Origin of the sequence: Streptomyces sp. NBC_00690, assembly GCF_036226685.1 — a bacterium.
Taxonomy (GTDB): domain Bacteria; phylum Actinomycetota; class Actinomycetes; order Streptomycetales; family Streptomycetaceae; genus Streptomyces.
Genome location: NZ_CP109009.1, coordinates 6,895,637 through 6,911,894 on the forward strand (window position 1 = coordinate 6,895,637; position 16,258 = coordinate 6,911,894).

The window sequence follows — 16,258 nt, forward strand, 5'->3', positions numbered from 1 at the left end:
AGCGACGCACCCCCACCCGGCCTAGGGGCGGTGTTTCAGGGGCTGTTCGAACTCTTCGTGCGCGGGGTCGAGGCGTTCGGCGACCGTTGCGACCAGGGAGACGGCTGCCCTGCGCAGTTGACGGACCTGACTGCCCGGACGTCGTGCGTCGACTGCGGTGTGCGTACGGGTGCGGAGCACGGGCCCTGCCTTCCTCGGTCCACGCGTCCGGTCGCCCGGCGCGCTCCTGGTGAACTACTGGTGGGGTGGGGCGCACGTTGGTGGCGTGCGGAAAGATCCGATCAGCCGCCGATCGGCCGGGCCTTCTCGACGGTCGTCACCTCAGGCCCGCCCTGGGTGGACCCGCTGCCCCCGTGGTCCCCGTCGGATCCCTCGACTTCACCGGATCCGTCGGCCGCAGGGGGCTCGTCGGGGTCTTCGTCGTCGTCCTCCCACGCTTCCTTGGGGAGCGTCGCCTGGCGCAAGCCCGGTACGGCGACCGCGATGGCCACGGCGGTGATCGCGCAGATCACACCATTGACGACGGCCGCACCCGACGGACTGAACCATTTGGCGATCAGGGCGACTTCCGCGTCGCCGACGATGTCTCCCGCGGTGTCCTGGGTCGTGATGACGCTGACGATGCGTCCACGCAGCCGATCCGGGGTGTTGTGCTGGACCAGGGCGTACTCAAGGATCTCGTAGACCGTGCCCGCGCCACCGCAGATGGCGAGCATCACCACGGCGACGACGATGTTCCCGCTGAGGCCGAAACCGATCATCGAGAGCCCGCCGACGAAGGCGGCGATCAGCAGCAATCGGCCCGGCCGGGCGGCCCGGGTGAGCCAGCCACTGGTTGCGGAGACGATGACGGACCCGACCGCGGACGCGGTGTAGAGGACGCCGAGCATCACATCGCCGCCCCCGAACTCCTTGTCGACCATGGCGGGGAACACCACGACCGGCATGGTGAACAGGGCCGTCACTCCTCCGAGGGTGAGGAGTCCTCCCACGACCTTGTTGCGCCAGGCGTACTTGAACGCCACCAGCAGTGATCCGGAGTCCTCCGCGCCGTGGTCGTCGTCTGCGCCGTCTGCGTCACCTCGAACGGGTGGCAGTGGACGGATGCGGGAGATGAGGAAGGTCGTGATGGCCGTGGTGACGGCCGCGAACGCGAACACCGGCCCCGGCCCCCACAGCGCCAGCAGCACTCCGCCCAGCAGCGGGGCGGCGATGGAGCCGATCTCACCGGTGAGCGAGATCAGGGCGCCGGCGGCCGGCAGTTGGTCGGGTCGTACGAGAGTGGGTGCGACGGCCATCAGGGCCGTCACGCTGACACCGGTGGCAAGGCCGTCCCAGGCCACGCAGAGGAAGATCACCCACACCTTGGGGTCCGGCGACAGGGCGTTCCAGGCCAGTCCGGCGAACGCGAACGCGGCGGCGCCCCGGGCGTAGACGATAAGCCGCTTGCGATCCATCCGGTCGGCCATCACCCCGCCCCACAGGGATCCGATCAACACCGTGACACTCATGATCATGCTGGTCACGGCGATCTGGAAGATGGACTCGGTCAGATCGTAGACCTGGGCTGCGAGCGCCACGCTGGCCATGCCGAGGCCGAAGAGCGAGACGACACGGGCGACGAAGATGGAGCGGAAGTCGGGGCTGGTGCGCAGGGGTTCGATGTCGATGAGGTAGTCACGCACGGACACGGGGGGCTCCCGTCGTGGCGTTATCTCTCGTCGACCCGGCAGCAGCGCGGTGGTCCTGGGCGTGATCCATTGGCTTGTCCGTGATCTTGGTGGAAGCGGTGGTCCGGGTGCGCGCGACGGGCGGCTGAACCGGTTCCCGCCGCAAAGCCCGGCCCAGGGGCAGCACCGGTGGGGTGTCGGTCTCGGGGGCGTTGATGATCCGGCGGCGCAGACCGAAGATGATGGGTCGACCGTCGAGGACGGCTGCGCGTCGGGGCGGGTCGACGATCCGGGCCAGCGCGTGCAACAGGGTCGATTTGCCGCTGGTGTGCGGGCCGGCGATCGCCGTCAGCGATCCTTTGGGGATGCTGGCGCCGAGCCGTTCGGTCGCGGCACTCGGGTCGTACGTCCACAGCTCGTACGTCCGCAGCAGGCCGTCGGCCCGCAGCCTCTCACCCATGATCCGTCTTTCCTCCGTCGATTCCCTGCGGCGTACCCGGGCGGGTGGGCGCAGGCCCGAGCGCTTCCGTGCGAGGGGAGCGGCCGTGGCGCTGGGGGCACTCGAAACGCCTGTCGCAGCCAACTCGTCGTCCGTCGCGGCCGGCTCGTCGTCCGCCGCGGGCGGTGGGCAACGGGTGGGCCGGCCGGTTCTGTCAGGTTCGGCACTGAATCTGACGGTCGGTACCCGAGGTGGTTCGCCGGTGTTCTGACCGGCTGTCGGGGCGTGCTTCAGGCTCCGCCGCCCAGCAGGACGGCCCATTCCTTGAGCGTCGGTCGCTCGGCGAGTTCGACGAAGCTGATCCGGGCGCCGTCGGCGCGCCAGGTCTCGACGAGCGTCATAAGCCGGATGGAGTCGAGTCCCTGGTCCAAGAGGCTCTCGTCGACCAATACGTCTTCCGCCTCGACGTACAGCATCTCGGCGACATCGCGCACCAGTCGCTCCAGAGGGAAGGTGCTCTGACCGGAAGCCTGTGGTCCGGAAGTCTCTGGATGGGCCGTGTCGGCCATCGTCGGTGTTCCTCTCCCTGGCTGGACTCCGCAACCCATGAGCAGAGTTTAGGTTAGGCTTACCTAACTACTTCCGGTCGTCGTAAGTCAAGCCGGCAGCTCGCGCGGACCTCGGCTACGGGCGCCCAACTCCCCTTGCCCATCGGGGTGATGGGATGGACGCGACCGCCGTGTCGTACTGTGGCTGAAAATTAGGGAAGCCTTGCCTAAGTGTCACCGGTCTGTGGGTGAGTGTCCACGGGTGCGTACGGCGTGACCCCGGGCGTTCCGCAAGACCGAGGAGAGGGAACCCATTGACCACGGCTCTGCCGCGTCCCGCCGTCCAGCTCTCGACCGCCTCCGTGCGGCAGGCGAGCGTGCTGGACGCTGCGGCCCTGCACGCCCTGTCCCGGCAGTTCTTCCACTGCGGCGCCCTGCGGGAGCGCCCGCGCGGCCACTATGCCGCCGAAGCCGCGGACTTCCTGGTCGCCGAACTCCCCACAGACGTCCTCGCAGGCTGTCTGGGGCTGCGCATCCACCCCGACGAGCCCCGGGGGCCCGCCGCGGTGCTCTACAACTTCTGTGTCTCACCGGCCAGTCAAGGCCGTGGTGTGGGATCCGCGCTGCTGCGTTCCGCATTGGCCCAGGCCGCCGCCCGGTCCCTGCGAGCGGTGTTCACGGCGACGACCGGCGGCGGGGAGCTCTTCCTGCGCCACGGCTTCACCCCGATCGCCCCTGAACTTGCCCCCCTCGCCTGGGTGAACGCGCTCGACCCCCGGCGCGGGTCCACCGTGCTCGCCCGCACCCTGCTCTGACGGCCGACTCCCAGATGCGTGCTCCCGGCCCGTGCCGGGACGGGAGCACGCCGAGCGGCCGGTCCGGAAGGGCTCCTTCAGGACCGGCCGCTCGGCATCGGGCGAAGGGTCAGGACCGCGCGACCAGACTCGCCGGGCGCATGTCCGTCCAGTGTGAGTCCACGTACTGCGCACATCCCTCCTTGGTGTCCTCGCCGTGCACGACGGTCCAACCGGGCGGAACCGCGGCGAACGAGGGCCACAGCGAATGCTGGTTCTCCTCGTTCACCAGCACGAAGTAGCTTCCGTCGGCGTCCTCAAAGGGGTTGGTGGCGGTCATGGTGATTTCTCCTCGTGGTGAGTGCTGTACGGATGGGTGCTGACAGGTCAGGCAGGCAGAGCCGGGTCGGCGGAGAAGGGGAGGAAGTGGGTGATCAGCTCGGTCAGCTCGGCCGTCAACCGACGAGCCTCCTCTTCGCTGAAGACGTGTGCGGCCCAGCGCCAGCGCAACTCGGCTCTCGGACCGGGGTCCGAGCCGCCGTTTATGACGACCGTGAGTTCCAGCGGCCCTGTGACCGGTGGTTCGGCCCCGGGCAGAGCGGCCAGTGCGGCCCGTAGCGCTGCGCACTCCGAGATCGGAGCGGGTCTCCAGTCGACAGCGCCGGCCGTGGGTCCGGGGCGCACGCGATGAACCACGCGCACCACGTCGCGAGCCCCGTCGGCCAGCAATGACGCCGTCTGCGCATTGAGGTGCAGCAGTTGTTGGTGTCCTCGTCCCCCGTCGGGTACCGAGGCCAACGCCCCGGCGGTACGGGACAGGGCCTGCCCCACGGCCTCGCGGGTGAGGGAGGCTCCCGGAGAGGGGATGCGGACCGGATGGACCACGCCGAACCCACCTGCCATGCGGGTGGGACGGGCCGGGTCGGAGAACTCCCGTTCCACCACCAGTCCGGGACCCAAGCCGCCCCCACGCAACCGTGGTTCATCGCCCGAGACAACGGCGAGAGCGGTGAGAACCGCGACCTCAAGGCCATGGGCGTCCGCGCCGCGCCGAGCACCGTCGGTGTCGGTGTCGGTGCTGGTCTTGGTACCGGTGCTGCCATCTGAGACGTACGTGGTCAACTCATCGTGGCAGCCCTCCGCAGCGGTCGGGAACGAGTGCGCAGGCCCGGGCGGCAGGGCGATGCCTCGGCGAGCCGACAGCGCCGACCACTCGGGCAGTTCCGCCATGCGCTCGGGCCCGTTGGCCTCGGCCAGCAGCCTCCGCGTCCAGCTGTGCAAGCCCTCCGAGGCCGTTCTGTTGGCTTCGACGCTTCCGCCGCCTCCGCCGCTTCCGTGAATGGGCCCCCCGCCCCCGAGCAGGGCTTGGTAAGAGGCGGCGAGTTCGGGGACGATCACCTGCCATGACGCATCGTCCGCCACCGTCACATGCGCAATCAGCAGCAGCCGCCCCGGCCCGCCGGGCCCCGCGTCGAACCACACCAGACGCAGTACGGTGCCCGTCCAGGGATCGAGCGCCAGGGCGGCCCGCCTTGCCTCACCGGCGATCAGCGCCGACAACTGGGCACCCCTCGCCCGGCCGGTGACCACCCGACGTACCGTCTCGGTGTCGATCACCGCCGGAGCGAGCGCCGACGGCAGGACCTCCTGCGTCCACACCTCGCCGGCGGCCCCGCCCAGCCGGTGCAGCGTGAGGCGCAGCGCCGGATGGGCGCGGGCCAGCCGAGCGACCGCCCGGCGCAACACCACAGCGGAGAGGCCCGCGGGAACCTCCCACAGCGCCGACTCCTGCCGCCGTTCGACGGGAGCGCCCGACTCCCGGAGCCGGTGGGCCACGGGCAGCAGGGGCAACCCGCCCGCCTCCTCGGGTGCCACGTTCCCCGACGGTGGGCTCTTGGCCACCGACAGGCCCGCTCGGGACCGGCGCGGTGCGATCGTCTCCACGACATCGGGAGCGCGCAGCGCCGACAGCGCGCGCCCCGGTTCGCGGCAGAGCTGCCGCAGCAGTCCAACACACTGCTCGGCCTGTTCCGCGAGCCCCTGCGCGTCGTACAGCGCGGGGTTGCCGTCGAAGTCGAGTCTCAGCCGCCCGTCCGCGTACCGCACGGCGGAGATCGAGAGTCCGTCCACCGGACCCGAAGCGAGGGTCACGATGTGTCCGGGCACCCCCGCGAAGTCCACCTCGGTGTCGAACGGCCGCAGATTGAGGAGCGGTCCGGGCCAGTGGGCATCCATACGCCCCGGCCACAGTTCCCCGACGATCTCCTCACCCCGGAAGCGCTGGTGGGTGCGTACGGCAGTGAACTCGGCGGCTATGCGTTCCAACACGGTGGCGAAGGTGTCCTCGTCACCCACCGCCACCCGTACGGGAAGGACGTTCACGGTCATACCCGGGACCCTCAAGGTGCCGGGCGCGGTGCGGGCCATGGCGTACATCGCCAGGACCACATCGCGCGTACCGGTCTCCCGGTGGAGCTGTACGGCGACGGTGGCTGCGATGGTCTCCGCCCAGGTGCAGCGCGACGCCCGGGCCGTGGTCACCACCGCGGCGGCGGTCTGCCGGTCGAGGACCACCGTACGGCGCAGGGCGGTGTCGGACGGCGGCGCGGACCGTCCCCGCACCGGAGTCAACTGCGGGCCGTCGCCGTACCTCGCCGCCCAGTGCGCGCGATCGCGTGCGTACTGCGCGGACGCGGTGTACCGGGACTCGGCATCCACGAGGGTGGACACCGGTGCGAACGGTGAGTCCGGCAGGGGAGTGCCCCGCAGCACGGCCGTGTAGACCTCGGCGATCCGACGGGTCAGCAGTGCCACCCCATAGCCGTCCACCGCCAACTGGTGGAAGTACTGGAACAGGAGGTGGTGCTGCGCACCCACCCGGACCAGGACCGCGCCCGTCAGCGCGGGCGGGCCGGTGCCGGTGCCGGCTGCGAACAGGAGGTCCAGTCGCGGCGGACAGGCGAGTTGCTCACGGACCAACTCCACGGCGGCCGACGTCGGATCGGCCGCTCCCGTGGTGTCCAGCCGCGGTAGCCGCCAGTGCGCCGCGTCGAAGGGGACCGGCTCCTGGAGGAGCCGCCCGCCCTCCTCCCGAATCCGGAAGTGCAGCCCCGGCGCCTCGGCCAAGGTGTGCCGCAGCGCGTCCTGGAGCGCATCGACGTCGACCGGGCCGATCAATTCGATGTACTGGCCGACGTTGTAGCCGGCGTGGTGGGGGTCGGTGCGCTGCGCGGACAGGACGTGCGCCTGTGCGGCCGTGAGTTCCTGCGGCGGTGCCGGGGTGAGCGTCGCGTGAGACATCTCGCCTTCCTGGGGAGTCGTCCGAGCGGGTGGGGTCAACGGCCGGGGGCGACGCCGGCCGCCTCGGCTCCACTCGGTGCCAGCACCTGGTCGTCGAGGAGCGCGGGTGCCTCTGCCCCGGCCTCCACCGGCGGCCCGGCGGGCGTGCGGCTCACGAGCGCGTCACGGATCTCGCCCGAGCGCACGGCCAGCGTCGACAACAGCGAAGAGGTGATGCCGTGGGTGTGCTCGGTGACGGCGCCCTGGAGGTAGACCCCGGCCGTGATCCGCTCATCCGTCAACAGGCGGTGGTCGCGGTCGATGCGCAACCTCCCTTGGCCGTCGGTCAAACAGCGGTCGACGAGCGGCCCGAGCAGTTCCCTGGGGTCATGGGGGCGATAGCCGGTGGCCAGCACCACCGCGTCGGAGTCGAGCGTGAAGCTCTCACCCGTGGTGAGGGACGTCACGACCGCCCGGGCGCCGTTGGGTATCTCCTCGACCCCGGTCAGGGCGGTCGTGCGCAGGATGCGCAGCCGCTCGGTGCCGGCCACCTTCTCCTGGTAGACCGTGCGGTAGAGCTGCTCTATCAACTCGCCGTCCACCACTGAGTAGTTGGTGTTCCCGTGGTACCCGAGCAGTGCGCGCTTCACCGCCTCGGGGGCCTCGTAGAAATCGTCCACGGCGGATGGGTCGAAGATCCGATTGGCGAAGGGGCTGTCATCGGCGGGGCTGTAGCCGTAGCGCGTGAACACCGCGCACACTTCCGCGTCCGGGAAGGTGCGATACAGATAGTCCGCGGTCTCGGCGGCCGACTGCCCCGCCCCCACCACGGTGAACCTCCGGTGCGGGCGCTCCTTCAACTCCTGCGTACGGAAGAGGAGGTCCCGGTTGTGCCAGACGTGCTCGCCCAATGACACGCCCTCCGGCAGCCGTGGGCGCAGCCCGGTGCTCAGCACCACATTGCGGGTCCGCAGCGAGCCTTCCGTGTCCCCCGATGCGCTCCCGGCCGTCCGCAGGGCCACATCGAGGTGCGTCACCCCGCCGTCCTGCTCGACGGGCCGTACGGACAGTGCCTCACAGCCGTAGGACACCTGCTCGCTGAAGCTGGCGGCGCACCAGGCGAGGTAGTCGTGGAACTCGACCCGGGTGGGGAAGAAGCTCTTCTGGTTGATGAAGTCGATGAGGCGTTCTCGCTCGTGGAGGTAGCGCAGGAAGGTGTAGCGACTCCCGGGGTCCCGCATGGTGACCAGGTCCTTGAGGAACGACACCTGCATGGTCGCCCCTTCGATGAGCATGCCGCGGTGCCAGCCGAACCCGGGCTGTCGCTCCAGGAACGTCGACCGCAGCCGCTGTTCGGGGGCGGAGCGTTCGTTGTGTTCCTGGACGGCGATGGCCAGGGCGAGGTTGGCCGGGCCGAAGCCGATGCCCACCACATCGTGGCTGGGGGTCTTCCGCTGTGCGATGCTCGCGTGACCTGCCGGCATGTTCGTCCTCACTCATGGTGGCCTGTGGTACGGGGGGTTCGGCGGAGCTTGTTGAGGCTTGGCGGAGCTTGTTGAGGCTCGTCAGTGCTTGTGAGCGCTTGTGAGTGCTCGTCTGCTCTTCGAAGGGGCCTGGGGCGTCAGCCGAGGATGGCGGGGAAGGCTGCCACCAGTGCGTCCACGCCGTCGGTACCCACGGTCAGCGCCGGCGCCAGCCGCACGGTCGTTGGACTGACGGCGTTCACGAGGAATCCGGCCTCCCGGGCGGCTTGTTGCACCTGTGGCGCCACGGGCCGCTCCAACTCGACGGCCAGGAGCAGTCCGGCGCCCCGCACCTGGCGCACCAGGGGATGCCCGATGGCTTCGATGCCGTGCCGCAGCCGTGCGCCCGTGCTGAGGACATGGGCCAGGAGACCTTCGTTCTCGATGGTGTCCAGCACGGCGAGGGCCGCCGCGCACGCCACCGGGTTGCCTCCGAAGGTGGAGCCGTGCTGCCCGGGTGTCAACAGGGCCCCCGCGGCTCCGAAAGCGAGGGTGGCACCGATGGGCAGCCCGCCGCCGAGCCCCTTGGCCAGTGTCACCACATCGGGGTCCACACCGGGGGACGCCTGGTGGGCGAACCAGTGGCCGGTGCGTCCGGTACCGGTCTGCACCTCGTCCAACATCAGCAACGAGCCCGTGGCGCGGGTGATGTCCCGGGCGGCGCGGAGATAGCCCTCCGGCGCGGGCACCACCCCCGATTCGCCCTGGATCGGTTCGATCAGCACCGCGGCCGTCTCCTCGGTGACCGCGGCGCGCAGGGCGTCCGGGTCACCGAACGGTACATGCGTCACCGGGCCGGGCAGGGGCAGGAAGGGCGCGCGCTTGTCGGGCTGGCCGGTGAGCGCCAGCGCGCCCATCGTCCGTCCGTGGAAGCCGCCCTCGGTGGCCACCAGATGGAGCCGGCCAGTCCTGCGGGCGATTTTGAACGCGGCTTCGTTGGCCTCCGCGCCCGAGTTGGAGAAGAACACCCGCCCCTCGCGGCCCGCGAGCCGCAACAGCCGTTCGGCCAGCGCCACCGGGGGTTCTGCCACGTACAGGTTGGACACATGGCCAAGCCTGGCGACCTGGGTGCTCACCGCATCGACGATCGCGGGATGCGCATGGCCCAGGGCGTTCACGGCGATGCCTCCGGTGAAGTCCAGATACGCCGAGCCGTCCGCGTCCCACACCACACTGCCCTCTCCGCGCACCAGCGCCATGGCGGGAGTGCCGTAGTTGTCCATCATCACGGCACGCCAGCGTCGGGTCAGCGCCGCCGTGCCACCGTGTTGGGACAGGTCGTCGGTGTCATGGGCTCCGGGCGTTGTGTCCGTCGTCATCTGGCGTCCTCCGCCTTCACATCGGTGGGCCGGGGGTCGGGGACACCATCGGCCCGCTGTGGAACGGGGGTCGGCCCCCGGCGGTCCTGTGCATCGGGGACCACGGTGGTTCCGGTGGTGTCGTCGGCGAACACCTCCCGCAGCAGACAGTGCGGCACCCGTCCGTCCAGTACATGGGCCCTGCGCACTCCCGCGCGCACCGCCTGGAGACAGCCCTCCATCTTGGGCACCATCCCGCTCGCCAGCGAGGGGAGCAGTCGCTCCAGGGCGCTCGCCGTCAGTTCGTCGATGACTTCGGTGCTGTGCGGCCAATTCGCGTACAGGCCCTCGACGTCGGTGAGCATCACCAACTTCTCCGCGTCCAGTGCGACGGCCAGCGCGGACGCCGCAAGATCGGCGTTGATGTTGTAGACCTGGCCGTCGTCGCCGCGGGCGATGGGGGAGACCACGGGGATCCGCCCCCGATCGAGCAGCGCCCGGAGCGTATCGGGATCGACCTTGACCACATCGCCGACCAGACCGATGTCGACCGGTTCGCCGTTGACCTGCGCCGGCCTGCGCACCGCCGTCATCGTGTGGGCGTCCTCACCCGTCAGCCCGACGGCGAAGGGGCCGTGGGCGTTGATGAGCCCCACGATCTCCCGCTGCACCTGCCCGGCCAACACCATCCGGACCACCTCCATGACCTCGGGCGTCGTCACCCTCAGACCGGCTGCGAACCGGACCTCCAGATCGAGGCGGCCCAGGAGCGAGCTGATCTGCGGGCCGCCGCCATGGACCACCACCGGTCGCAGCCCGGCGTAGCGCAGCGCGACCACGTCCTGGGCGAAGGCCCGCTTCAGTTCCTCGTCCACCATGGCGTTGCCACCGAACTTGATGACCACGACCTTGCCCTGGAACGTCTCCAACCAGGGCAGAGCCTCGATCACCGTGCGCGCTCGCGGGAGCGCTCCGCGGCGCGACGGAGGAGGGGAAGGAGGCTTCGTCGGATCGATCGCTGCGGCCGTCGTACCCGCTGCGCTCATGAGCTGTACGCGCTGTTCTCGTGGACGTACTCGGCGGTGAGGTCGTTGGTCCAGATCACCGCGGACTCCTGACCGCTGCGCAGGTCGACGGTCAGGGTGATCCGACGCCCGGAGAGGTCGACCTTCTCCCGGGACTCACCCGCCGCTCCGTCGCGGCACACCCAGACGCCGTTGATGGCCACGTCGAGTTGGTCCGGGTCGAACACGGCGTCGGTGGTGCCGATCGCGGAGAGCACCCGGCCCCAGTTCGCGTCCTCGCCGTGGAGCGCGCACTTCAGCAGGTTGTTACGGGCCACCGAGCGCCCCACGGTGACGGCGTCCTGCTCACTGGCCGCGCCCACCACCTCCACCTCGATCTCCTTGCTGGCACCTTCGGCGTCGGCGATGAGCTGTCGGGCGAGATCGAGGCACACGGTGTGGACCGCCCGGGCGAAGGCGTCGGCCTCGGGGGTGATGCCGGACGCCCCCGACGCCAGCAGCAGCACCGTGTCGTTGGTGGAGGTGCAGCCGTCCGAGTCGACGCGGTCGAAGGTCGTACGGACTGTCTCCCGCAGGACGGTGTCCAGGGCGTCGGCCCCGACGTCGGCATCCGTGGTGAGCACCACCAGCATGGTGGCGAGGGACGGCGCGAGCATTCCGGCGCCCTTGGCCATCCCACCGACCGTCCAACCGTCCTGGGAGACCTGTGCCGTCTTCTCCACCGAGTCGGTGGTCCGGATCGCGACGGCGGCGTCCCGACCGCCCTGCGGTGTCAACTGCTCGGTGGCCTCGGCGATCCCGGTGGCCAGCTTCTCCATCGGCAGTCGGGTCCCGATGAGGCCGGTGGAGCAGACCGCCACGTCGTCGGTGCGCAGCCCGAGTGCCTGTGCGGTCAACTCGGCGGTGCGACGGGTGTCCTCGTCGCCCGGCCGACCCGTACAGGCGTTGGCACCACCGGAGTTCAGGACAACCGCCGCCGTCCGGCCGCGGCGCAGCACCCGGCGTGACCAACGCACCGGTGCGGCCTGCACCCGGTTGCGGGTGAAGACACCGGCTGCCGCGTATGCCGGCCCACCGTTCACCACCAATGCCAGGTCCAGTGCACCGGATTCCTTGATCCCGGCGGCGATACCGCTCGCGAGGAATCCTTGGGCAGCGGTCACGCTCACGGGGCGACTCCATTCAGGGGCAGGCCCAGGGTCTCCGGCAGCCCCAGGGCGATGTTCATGCTCTGCACCGCTCCGCCCGCGGTGCCCTTGGTGAGGTTGTCGATCGCGCTGACGGCGATGAGTCGTCCGGTGCTCTCGTCCAACGCCACCTGTACGTGAGCGCAGTTGGAGCCGATGACGGACGCGCTGGCGGGCCACTGCCCGGGGCCGAGGAGACGTACGAACGGTTCCGCCGCGAACGCCTCTTCGTAGGCGGTCCGCAGTGCGGCGGCCGTCGTCCCGGGGCGCACCCGGGCCGAGCAGGTGGCGAGGATGCCCCGGGCCATCGGGGCGAGCGTCGGGGTGAAGGACACGGCCACTGCCTCTCCCGCCGCGCTGGAGAGGTTCTGCACCAACTCGGGTGTGTGCCGGTGCCCTCCGCCGACGCCGTAGGGCGTCATGGACCCCATGACCTCGGAGCCGAGCAGATGGGGTTTGAGCGCCCGACCGGCGCCGGAGGTTCCGCTCGCCGCGACGATCACCGCTTCGGGTTCCAGTAGTCCGGCGGCGTACCCCGGATAGAGCGCCAGTGTGGCGGCGGTCGGATAGCACCCGGGTACCGCTATGCGTCTGGTCTGCCACAACGCCGCCCGCGCGCCCGGTAGTTCGGGGAGTCCGTACGGCCAGACACCGGCGTGGGGCGTGCCGTAGAAGCGCTTCCAGTCGTCGGGGTCACGCAGTCGGAAGTCCGCACCGCAGTCCACGATGAGCGCGACACGGCCCAGGGCGTTCGCGAGGGCCGTCGACTGTCCGTGGGGGAGGGCGAGGAAGACGACGTCGTGCCCGGCGAGCACCTCGGCGGAGTTCGCTTCGAGCACCCGGTCGCCGAGGGAGTGCAGTTGGGGCTGTACGTCACCGAGTCGCTTGCCCGCACTGCTGTGCCCGGTGAGAGCGCCGATCTCCACGTCCGGATGGTCGGCCAGGAGCCGCAGAAGCTCACCCCCGGCATATCCACTCGCGCCTGCCACTGCCACGCGGAACGTCATCTCAGGAGTCTTCTCTTCCGATCGCTGGTGACACGGTGTGCACGCCAGCTCCGCCGACAGGAACTTAGCTTAGCCTAACCTAATGTTCCCGTCGGTGGTTCGAGGCGGCGCTGCCGAAGGCTCAAGAAGACCCCCGCCCCACGGTGCCTGCGGCGGCCCCCGCACCGTCGCGAAACCCTCGGCACAGGCGCCTTCGATGCACCCACCTGGTGGTTCTCTCCCATCCCCACCCCCGGCGCAACGCCCGGTGCCGAGTGCGCACGGCGTACGCCGAGGTGCCCGGCGGATGGCCGACCCACCCCGCCCACACAGGAGTTCGCAGCACGGGAAGGCCCTCCCCGGGCCCCTGGCCCCCGCTGGAGAAGCTGTACAAGGAGAAACAGGCAGGGCCTATACCGCCAGCACCTCGCGAATCCCACGCGCGGTGACGCCGACCGTCCACGACCGTGCCGGACGGGGCGCACCACGAGCGCGTACTGCACCACTCCTGTCCTGCACCTGCCCGAGCCCGGACAGGTGCAATACATCTGCCCCTCGCCCCGCGCATGTGCTTCTCGCACACATCCACGCAGTACAGGGCCATGCGACACCCATGTGAATCGCATACCCGTGCACATGCGCAACTGGTGACAGCAGCGACTGTCCGGCCGCCTTGGACGCATGACACCTTCAGTCACGTCAGCCGGGAACGACGACCGAGACAAGCGGGAAGGAGTACGCATGAACCCCGAGTACGCCACGTACTGCCAGGCGGATCGTGATTTCTACGACGTACCCCACCGCTCCTCCAACGGCGTGGACGGCACCGGCTCCGAAGCCCGGAACGGCTCCTTCGGACCCACCCAGGAGCCCGCCCCCGAGGGGTGGGAGCGCTCCCGGCGCGGAGACTGGCTCTCCTACAGCCCCCGGGGACTTCGACTCCCCCAGCAGGGCTGGAAGATCCATATCTCCGCCACTCTCGACAACGCCGAGTCGATCCTGCAACGCGTCCTCGACTACTGCATTCCGCGGCGCGTCCCGGTGAAGTTCATCCCCTCCCGGCCCCTGCTGCTGCTGCGCAACGCCAAGTACGCGGACCGCGCCGGCAGCGGCAAGTTCCTCACCGTCTATCCGCACTCGGAGGAGAGCTTCCCCGAGGTCTGCGGCGATCTGATGGAACTCCTGGACGGCGAACCCGGCCCGTACATCCTCAGCGATCTGCGGTGCGGCGACGGACCGGTCCACGTGCGGTACGGAGCCTTCGCCCCCCGCTTTTGCCCCGGGCCTGACGGCAGACTCGTGCCAGCCGTCGCCGACCCCTCGGGCACCCTGGTCCCGGATCCCCGCGGACCGTCCCTGCGCATCCCCGACTGGGTGACGCCCCCGGCGTTCCTCCAGCCGCACATCGAAGCCCGCACCACCGTCGGCATGGACCAGATGCCGTACGAGATCAGCGGTGCGCTCCACTTCTCCAACGGTGGTGGGGTCTACAAGGCACGCGACCCCCGCACCGGTGAGGACGTCGTCCTCAAGGAAGCCCGGCCGCACGCCGGCCTGGCCGCTGATGGAGCCGACGCCGTCGCCCGGCTCGAACGCGAACGCACCGCCCTGGAGCAACTGGCCGGACTGGAGTGCGTACCCCAACTCCGCGGCACCTTCGAGGTGGGCGGACACCACTTCCTGGCGCTGGAACATGTGCCGGGCACCACCTTGAACACCGTCTTCGCCCGTCGCTTCCCCCTCTCCGCGTCACAGCCGAGCCGCGAGCAGCTGGCCGAGCACGCCGAATGGGCCGGCAGGATGTATGGCCTGGTGGCGGACGCCGTTCAGGCGGTGCACGAGCGCGGCGTGGTCATCAGCGACCTCCATATGAGCAACGTCATGGTCTCGGACGACGAGTCGAGAGTCGTCCTCCTCGACTTTGAGGCGGCCTCCCGCACGGCCGACCGGTGCCGCCAGGTGGTGGCCAACCCGGCCTTCGTCGCCCCTCGCGACCGGCGAGGCGTGGAGATCGACCGCTACGCCCTTGCCTGCTTGCGTCTCGCCCTGCTTCTGCCGCTGACCACTCTCTTCGCGATCGACCGGGGCAAGGTCACCCAGCTCGCCCGGGGAGCGGCCCGGATCTTCCCCGTGACGGAGGACGAACTCCGGCCCGCGGTGGACGAGATCCTGCGCAACGCCGGTCAGAGCGACAACGCCCCTGCCCATGGCACCACACCGCCCGAGCAGGCCATCCGCTCGGCGCAATCACGGCAGACGTCCGCCGATGACGGCCCCGAGGGCTCGACCGCCCCCGACTCCACCGGGCACCGGCCAACCGCCGGCTCCTTGCGCATACCCGACCCGGGCGAGTGGCCGCTCAGCCGGGACTCCATGGCACAGGCCATTCTCGCTTCCTGTACACCCGACCGTGAGGACCGATGTTTTCCGGGCGACATCGCCCAATTCGCCTCCCCGGCCGGTGGTCAATCCCTCGGCTACGGCGCCGCAGGCATCCTGTACGCGCTCCATGAGACAGGCGCGCCATCCAGCCCCGAGGCCGTGGAATGGCTACTCGCCCGAGTCAAGGAGCCGGCACCCGGCACTCCGATCGGTCTCTACGACGGCCTTGCCGGCATCGCCTGGACACTGCGTCGCATCGGCCACCCCGAGCAAGCCGCAGAACTGGCCCAACTGATCGCCCGCCAGCCCGTCGACGGGCTCACCGCAGATCTCCACGGCGGACACGCCGGCATAGCCCTGGCCCTCGACGACCTCGCCCGCACCGCCACCGGTACGGAAGCCGTCGCACTCGCCGGCACCGCCGACCGCTGTACCGCACTCGCCGCCCGCGCCCTGCTCAGCGGTCCGCCCTCACCCCGGACCGGACTGCTCCACGGCGCAACGGGACTCGCGCTGCTCTTCATCAGACGCTACGAGTCGACCGGCGACCCCCAACTCCTCGACCTCGCGGCCACCGCGCTCCACCGCGACCTCGCCCGCTGCCGTCCCGGTGCGGAAGACGCCCTGCTGGTCCTCGAAGGCAAACGGACCATGCCGTACCTCGGAGCGGGCAGCGCAGGACTCGCCCTGGTGCTCGACGAGTACCTCGCACACCGCCCGGACGACGCCTTCACCACGGCACGCCAGGCGATGCTGCCCGCGCTCTGCTCCGCCTTCTACGTCCAACCGGGACTCTTCCGGGGCGTCGCCGGGCTGATCCTCCAGCTCAGCCGCACCCCCGTCGGCGACCCGGAACTGAAGCAGCGGACCATCCGCCGCCATATCGAACTCCTCGGTCTGCACGCCGTGCCCTACGCCGGCGGACTGGCCTTCCCCGGTGAGCAGATGATGCGCCGATCCATGGATCTGGCCACCGGCACCGCAGGGTGTCTGCTCGCCCTCGGCAGCGCGCTCGGGGACACCCCCGCCGCACTGCCGTTCCTCTCGCCGCGACCGCGGCCCACAGACCGGTCCCAGCCAGGGACCGTGCACCAATGAGAAAACAACCGTCCCCACGGAAGGAAATC

14 protein-coding genes are annotated in these 16,258 nt (G+C 70.2%); 3 read left to right on the plus strand and 11 right to left on the minus strand.

What is annotated here, in order from left to right; genetic code table 11:
- Positions 1-21: 21 nt before the first annotated feature.
- The 3 genes from OID54_RS30055 to OID54_RS30065 form a co-directional block, all read right to left on the minus strand.
- Positions 22-180 carry a hypothetical protein gene (locus tag OID54_RS30055; RefSeq protein ID WP_329024601.1) on the minus strand — a complete coding sequence of 53 codons (159 nt, stop codon included), beginning with the start codon at positions 178-180 and terminating at the stop codon, positions 22-24.
- Between the two features lie 101 nt (positions 181-281).
- Entirely contained in the window at positions 282-1,691 is a 1,410-nt protein-coding gene (gene entS, locus OID54_RS30060) for an enterobactin transporter EntS (RefSeq protein ID WP_329024603.1), read from the minus strand.
- Positions 1,678-2,130 carry an ATP-binding cassette domain-containing protein gene (locus tag OID54_RS30065; protein WP_329024605.1) on the minus strand — a complete coding sequence of 151 codons (453 nt, stop codon included), beginning with the start codon at positions 2,128-2,130 and terminating at the stop codon, positions 1,678-1,680. Before OID54_RS30065 ends, entS begins: the two co-directional genes overlap by 14 nt.
- Here OID54_RS30065 and OID54_RS30070 point away from each other — a divergent pair.
- On the plus strand, positions 2,129-2,380 hold the full coding sequence (locus OID54_RS30070; RefSeq protein ID WP_329024607.1) for a hypothetical protein: 252 nt from the start codon (positions 2,129-2,131) through the stop codon (positions 2,378-2,380). The two genes, OID54_RS30065 and OID54_RS30070, sit on opposite strands and share 2 nt — an antisense overlap.
- Before the next feature lie 19 nt (positions 2,381-2,399).
- On the opposite strand, the gene OID54_RS30075 is transcribed toward OID54_RS30070, so the two are convergent.
- Entirely contained in the window at positions 2,400-2,678 is a 279-nt protein-coding gene (locus tag OID54_RS30075) for a phosphopantetheine-binding protein (RefSeq protein ID WP_329024608.1), read from the minus strand.
- A gap of 293 nt (positions 2,679-2,971) precedes the next feature.
- Between OID54_RS30075 and OID54_RS30080 the strand changes: the two genes are divergently transcribed.
- On the plus strand, positions 2,972-3,472 hold the full coding sequence (locus tag OID54_RS30080) for a GNAT family N-acetyltransferase (RefSeq protein ID WP_329024610.1): 501 nt from the start codon (positions 2,972-2,974) through the stop codon (positions 3,470-3,472).
- Between the two features lie 109 nt (positions 3,473-3,581).
- Here OID54_RS30080 and OID54_RS30085 read toward each other — a convergent pair whose 3' ends face one another.
- The 7 genes from OID54_RS30085 to argC form a co-directional block, all read right to left on the minus strand.
- Complete coding sequence (locus tag OID54_RS30085; RefSeq protein ID WP_329024613.1) at positions 3,582-3,791, minus strand: MbtH family protein; 210 nt, start codon at positions 3,789-3,791, stop codon at positions 3,582-3,584.
- A 47-nt stretch (positions 3,792-3,838) separates the two neighbouring features.
- The gene (locus tag OID54_RS30090; protein WP_329024615.1) at positions 3,839-6,751 is read right to left on the minus strand and encodes a condensation domain-containing protein; all 2,913 of its coding nucleotides are present in this window, start codon (positions 6,749-6,751) and stop codon (positions 3,839-3,841) included.
- 35 nt (positions 6,752-6,786) lie between these two features.
- Entirely contained in the window at positions 6,787-8,214 is a 1,428-nt protein-coding gene (locus tag OID54_RS30095; protein WP_329024617.1) for a lysine N(6)-hydroxylase/L-ornithine N(5)-oxygenase family protein, read from the minus strand.
- A gap of 137 nt (positions 8,215-8,351) precedes the next feature.
- Positions 8,352-9,572, minus strand: coding sequence for an acetylornithine transaminase (locus tag OID54_RS30100; protein ID WP_329024619.1), 1,221 nt, complete (start codon positions 9,570-9,572; stop codon positions 8,352-8,354).
- Positions 9,569-10,597, minus strand: a complete 1,029-nt coding sequence (gene argB / locus OID54_RS30105) for an acetylglutamate kinase (RefSeq protein ID WP_329024620.1) — start codon at positions 10,595-10,597, stop codon at positions 9,569-9,571. Before argB ends, OID54_RS30100 begins: the two co-directional genes overlap by 4 nt.
- Positions 10,594-11,745, minus strand: a complete 1,152-nt coding sequence (gene argJ / locus OID54_RS30110; protein ID WP_329024622.1) for a bifunctional glutamate N-acetyltransferase/amino-acid acetyltransferase ArgJ — start codon at positions 11,743-11,745, stop codon at positions 10,594-10,596. Before argJ ends, argB begins: the two co-directional genes overlap by 4 nt.
- Positions 11,742-12,770 carry an N-acetyl-gamma-glutamyl-phosphate reductase gene (gene argC, locus OID54_RS30115; RefSeq protein WP_329024625.1) on the minus strand — a complete coding sequence of 343 codons (1,029 nt, stop codon included), beginning with the start codon at positions 12,768-12,770 and terminating at the stop codon, positions 11,742-11,744. The genes argJ and argC overlap by 4 nt, the downstream gene beginning before the upstream one ends.
- Before the next feature lie 720 nt (positions 12,771-13,490).
- On the opposite strand from argC, the gene lanKC reads away from it, so the two are divergent.
- Positions 13,491-16,229, plus strand: a complete 2,739-nt coding sequence (gene lanKC, locus OID54_RS30120) for a class III lanthionine synthetase LanKC (protein WP_329024627.1) — start codon at positions 13,491-13,493, stop codon at positions 16,227-16,229.
- Positions 16,230-16,258 lie beyond the last annotated feature (29 nt).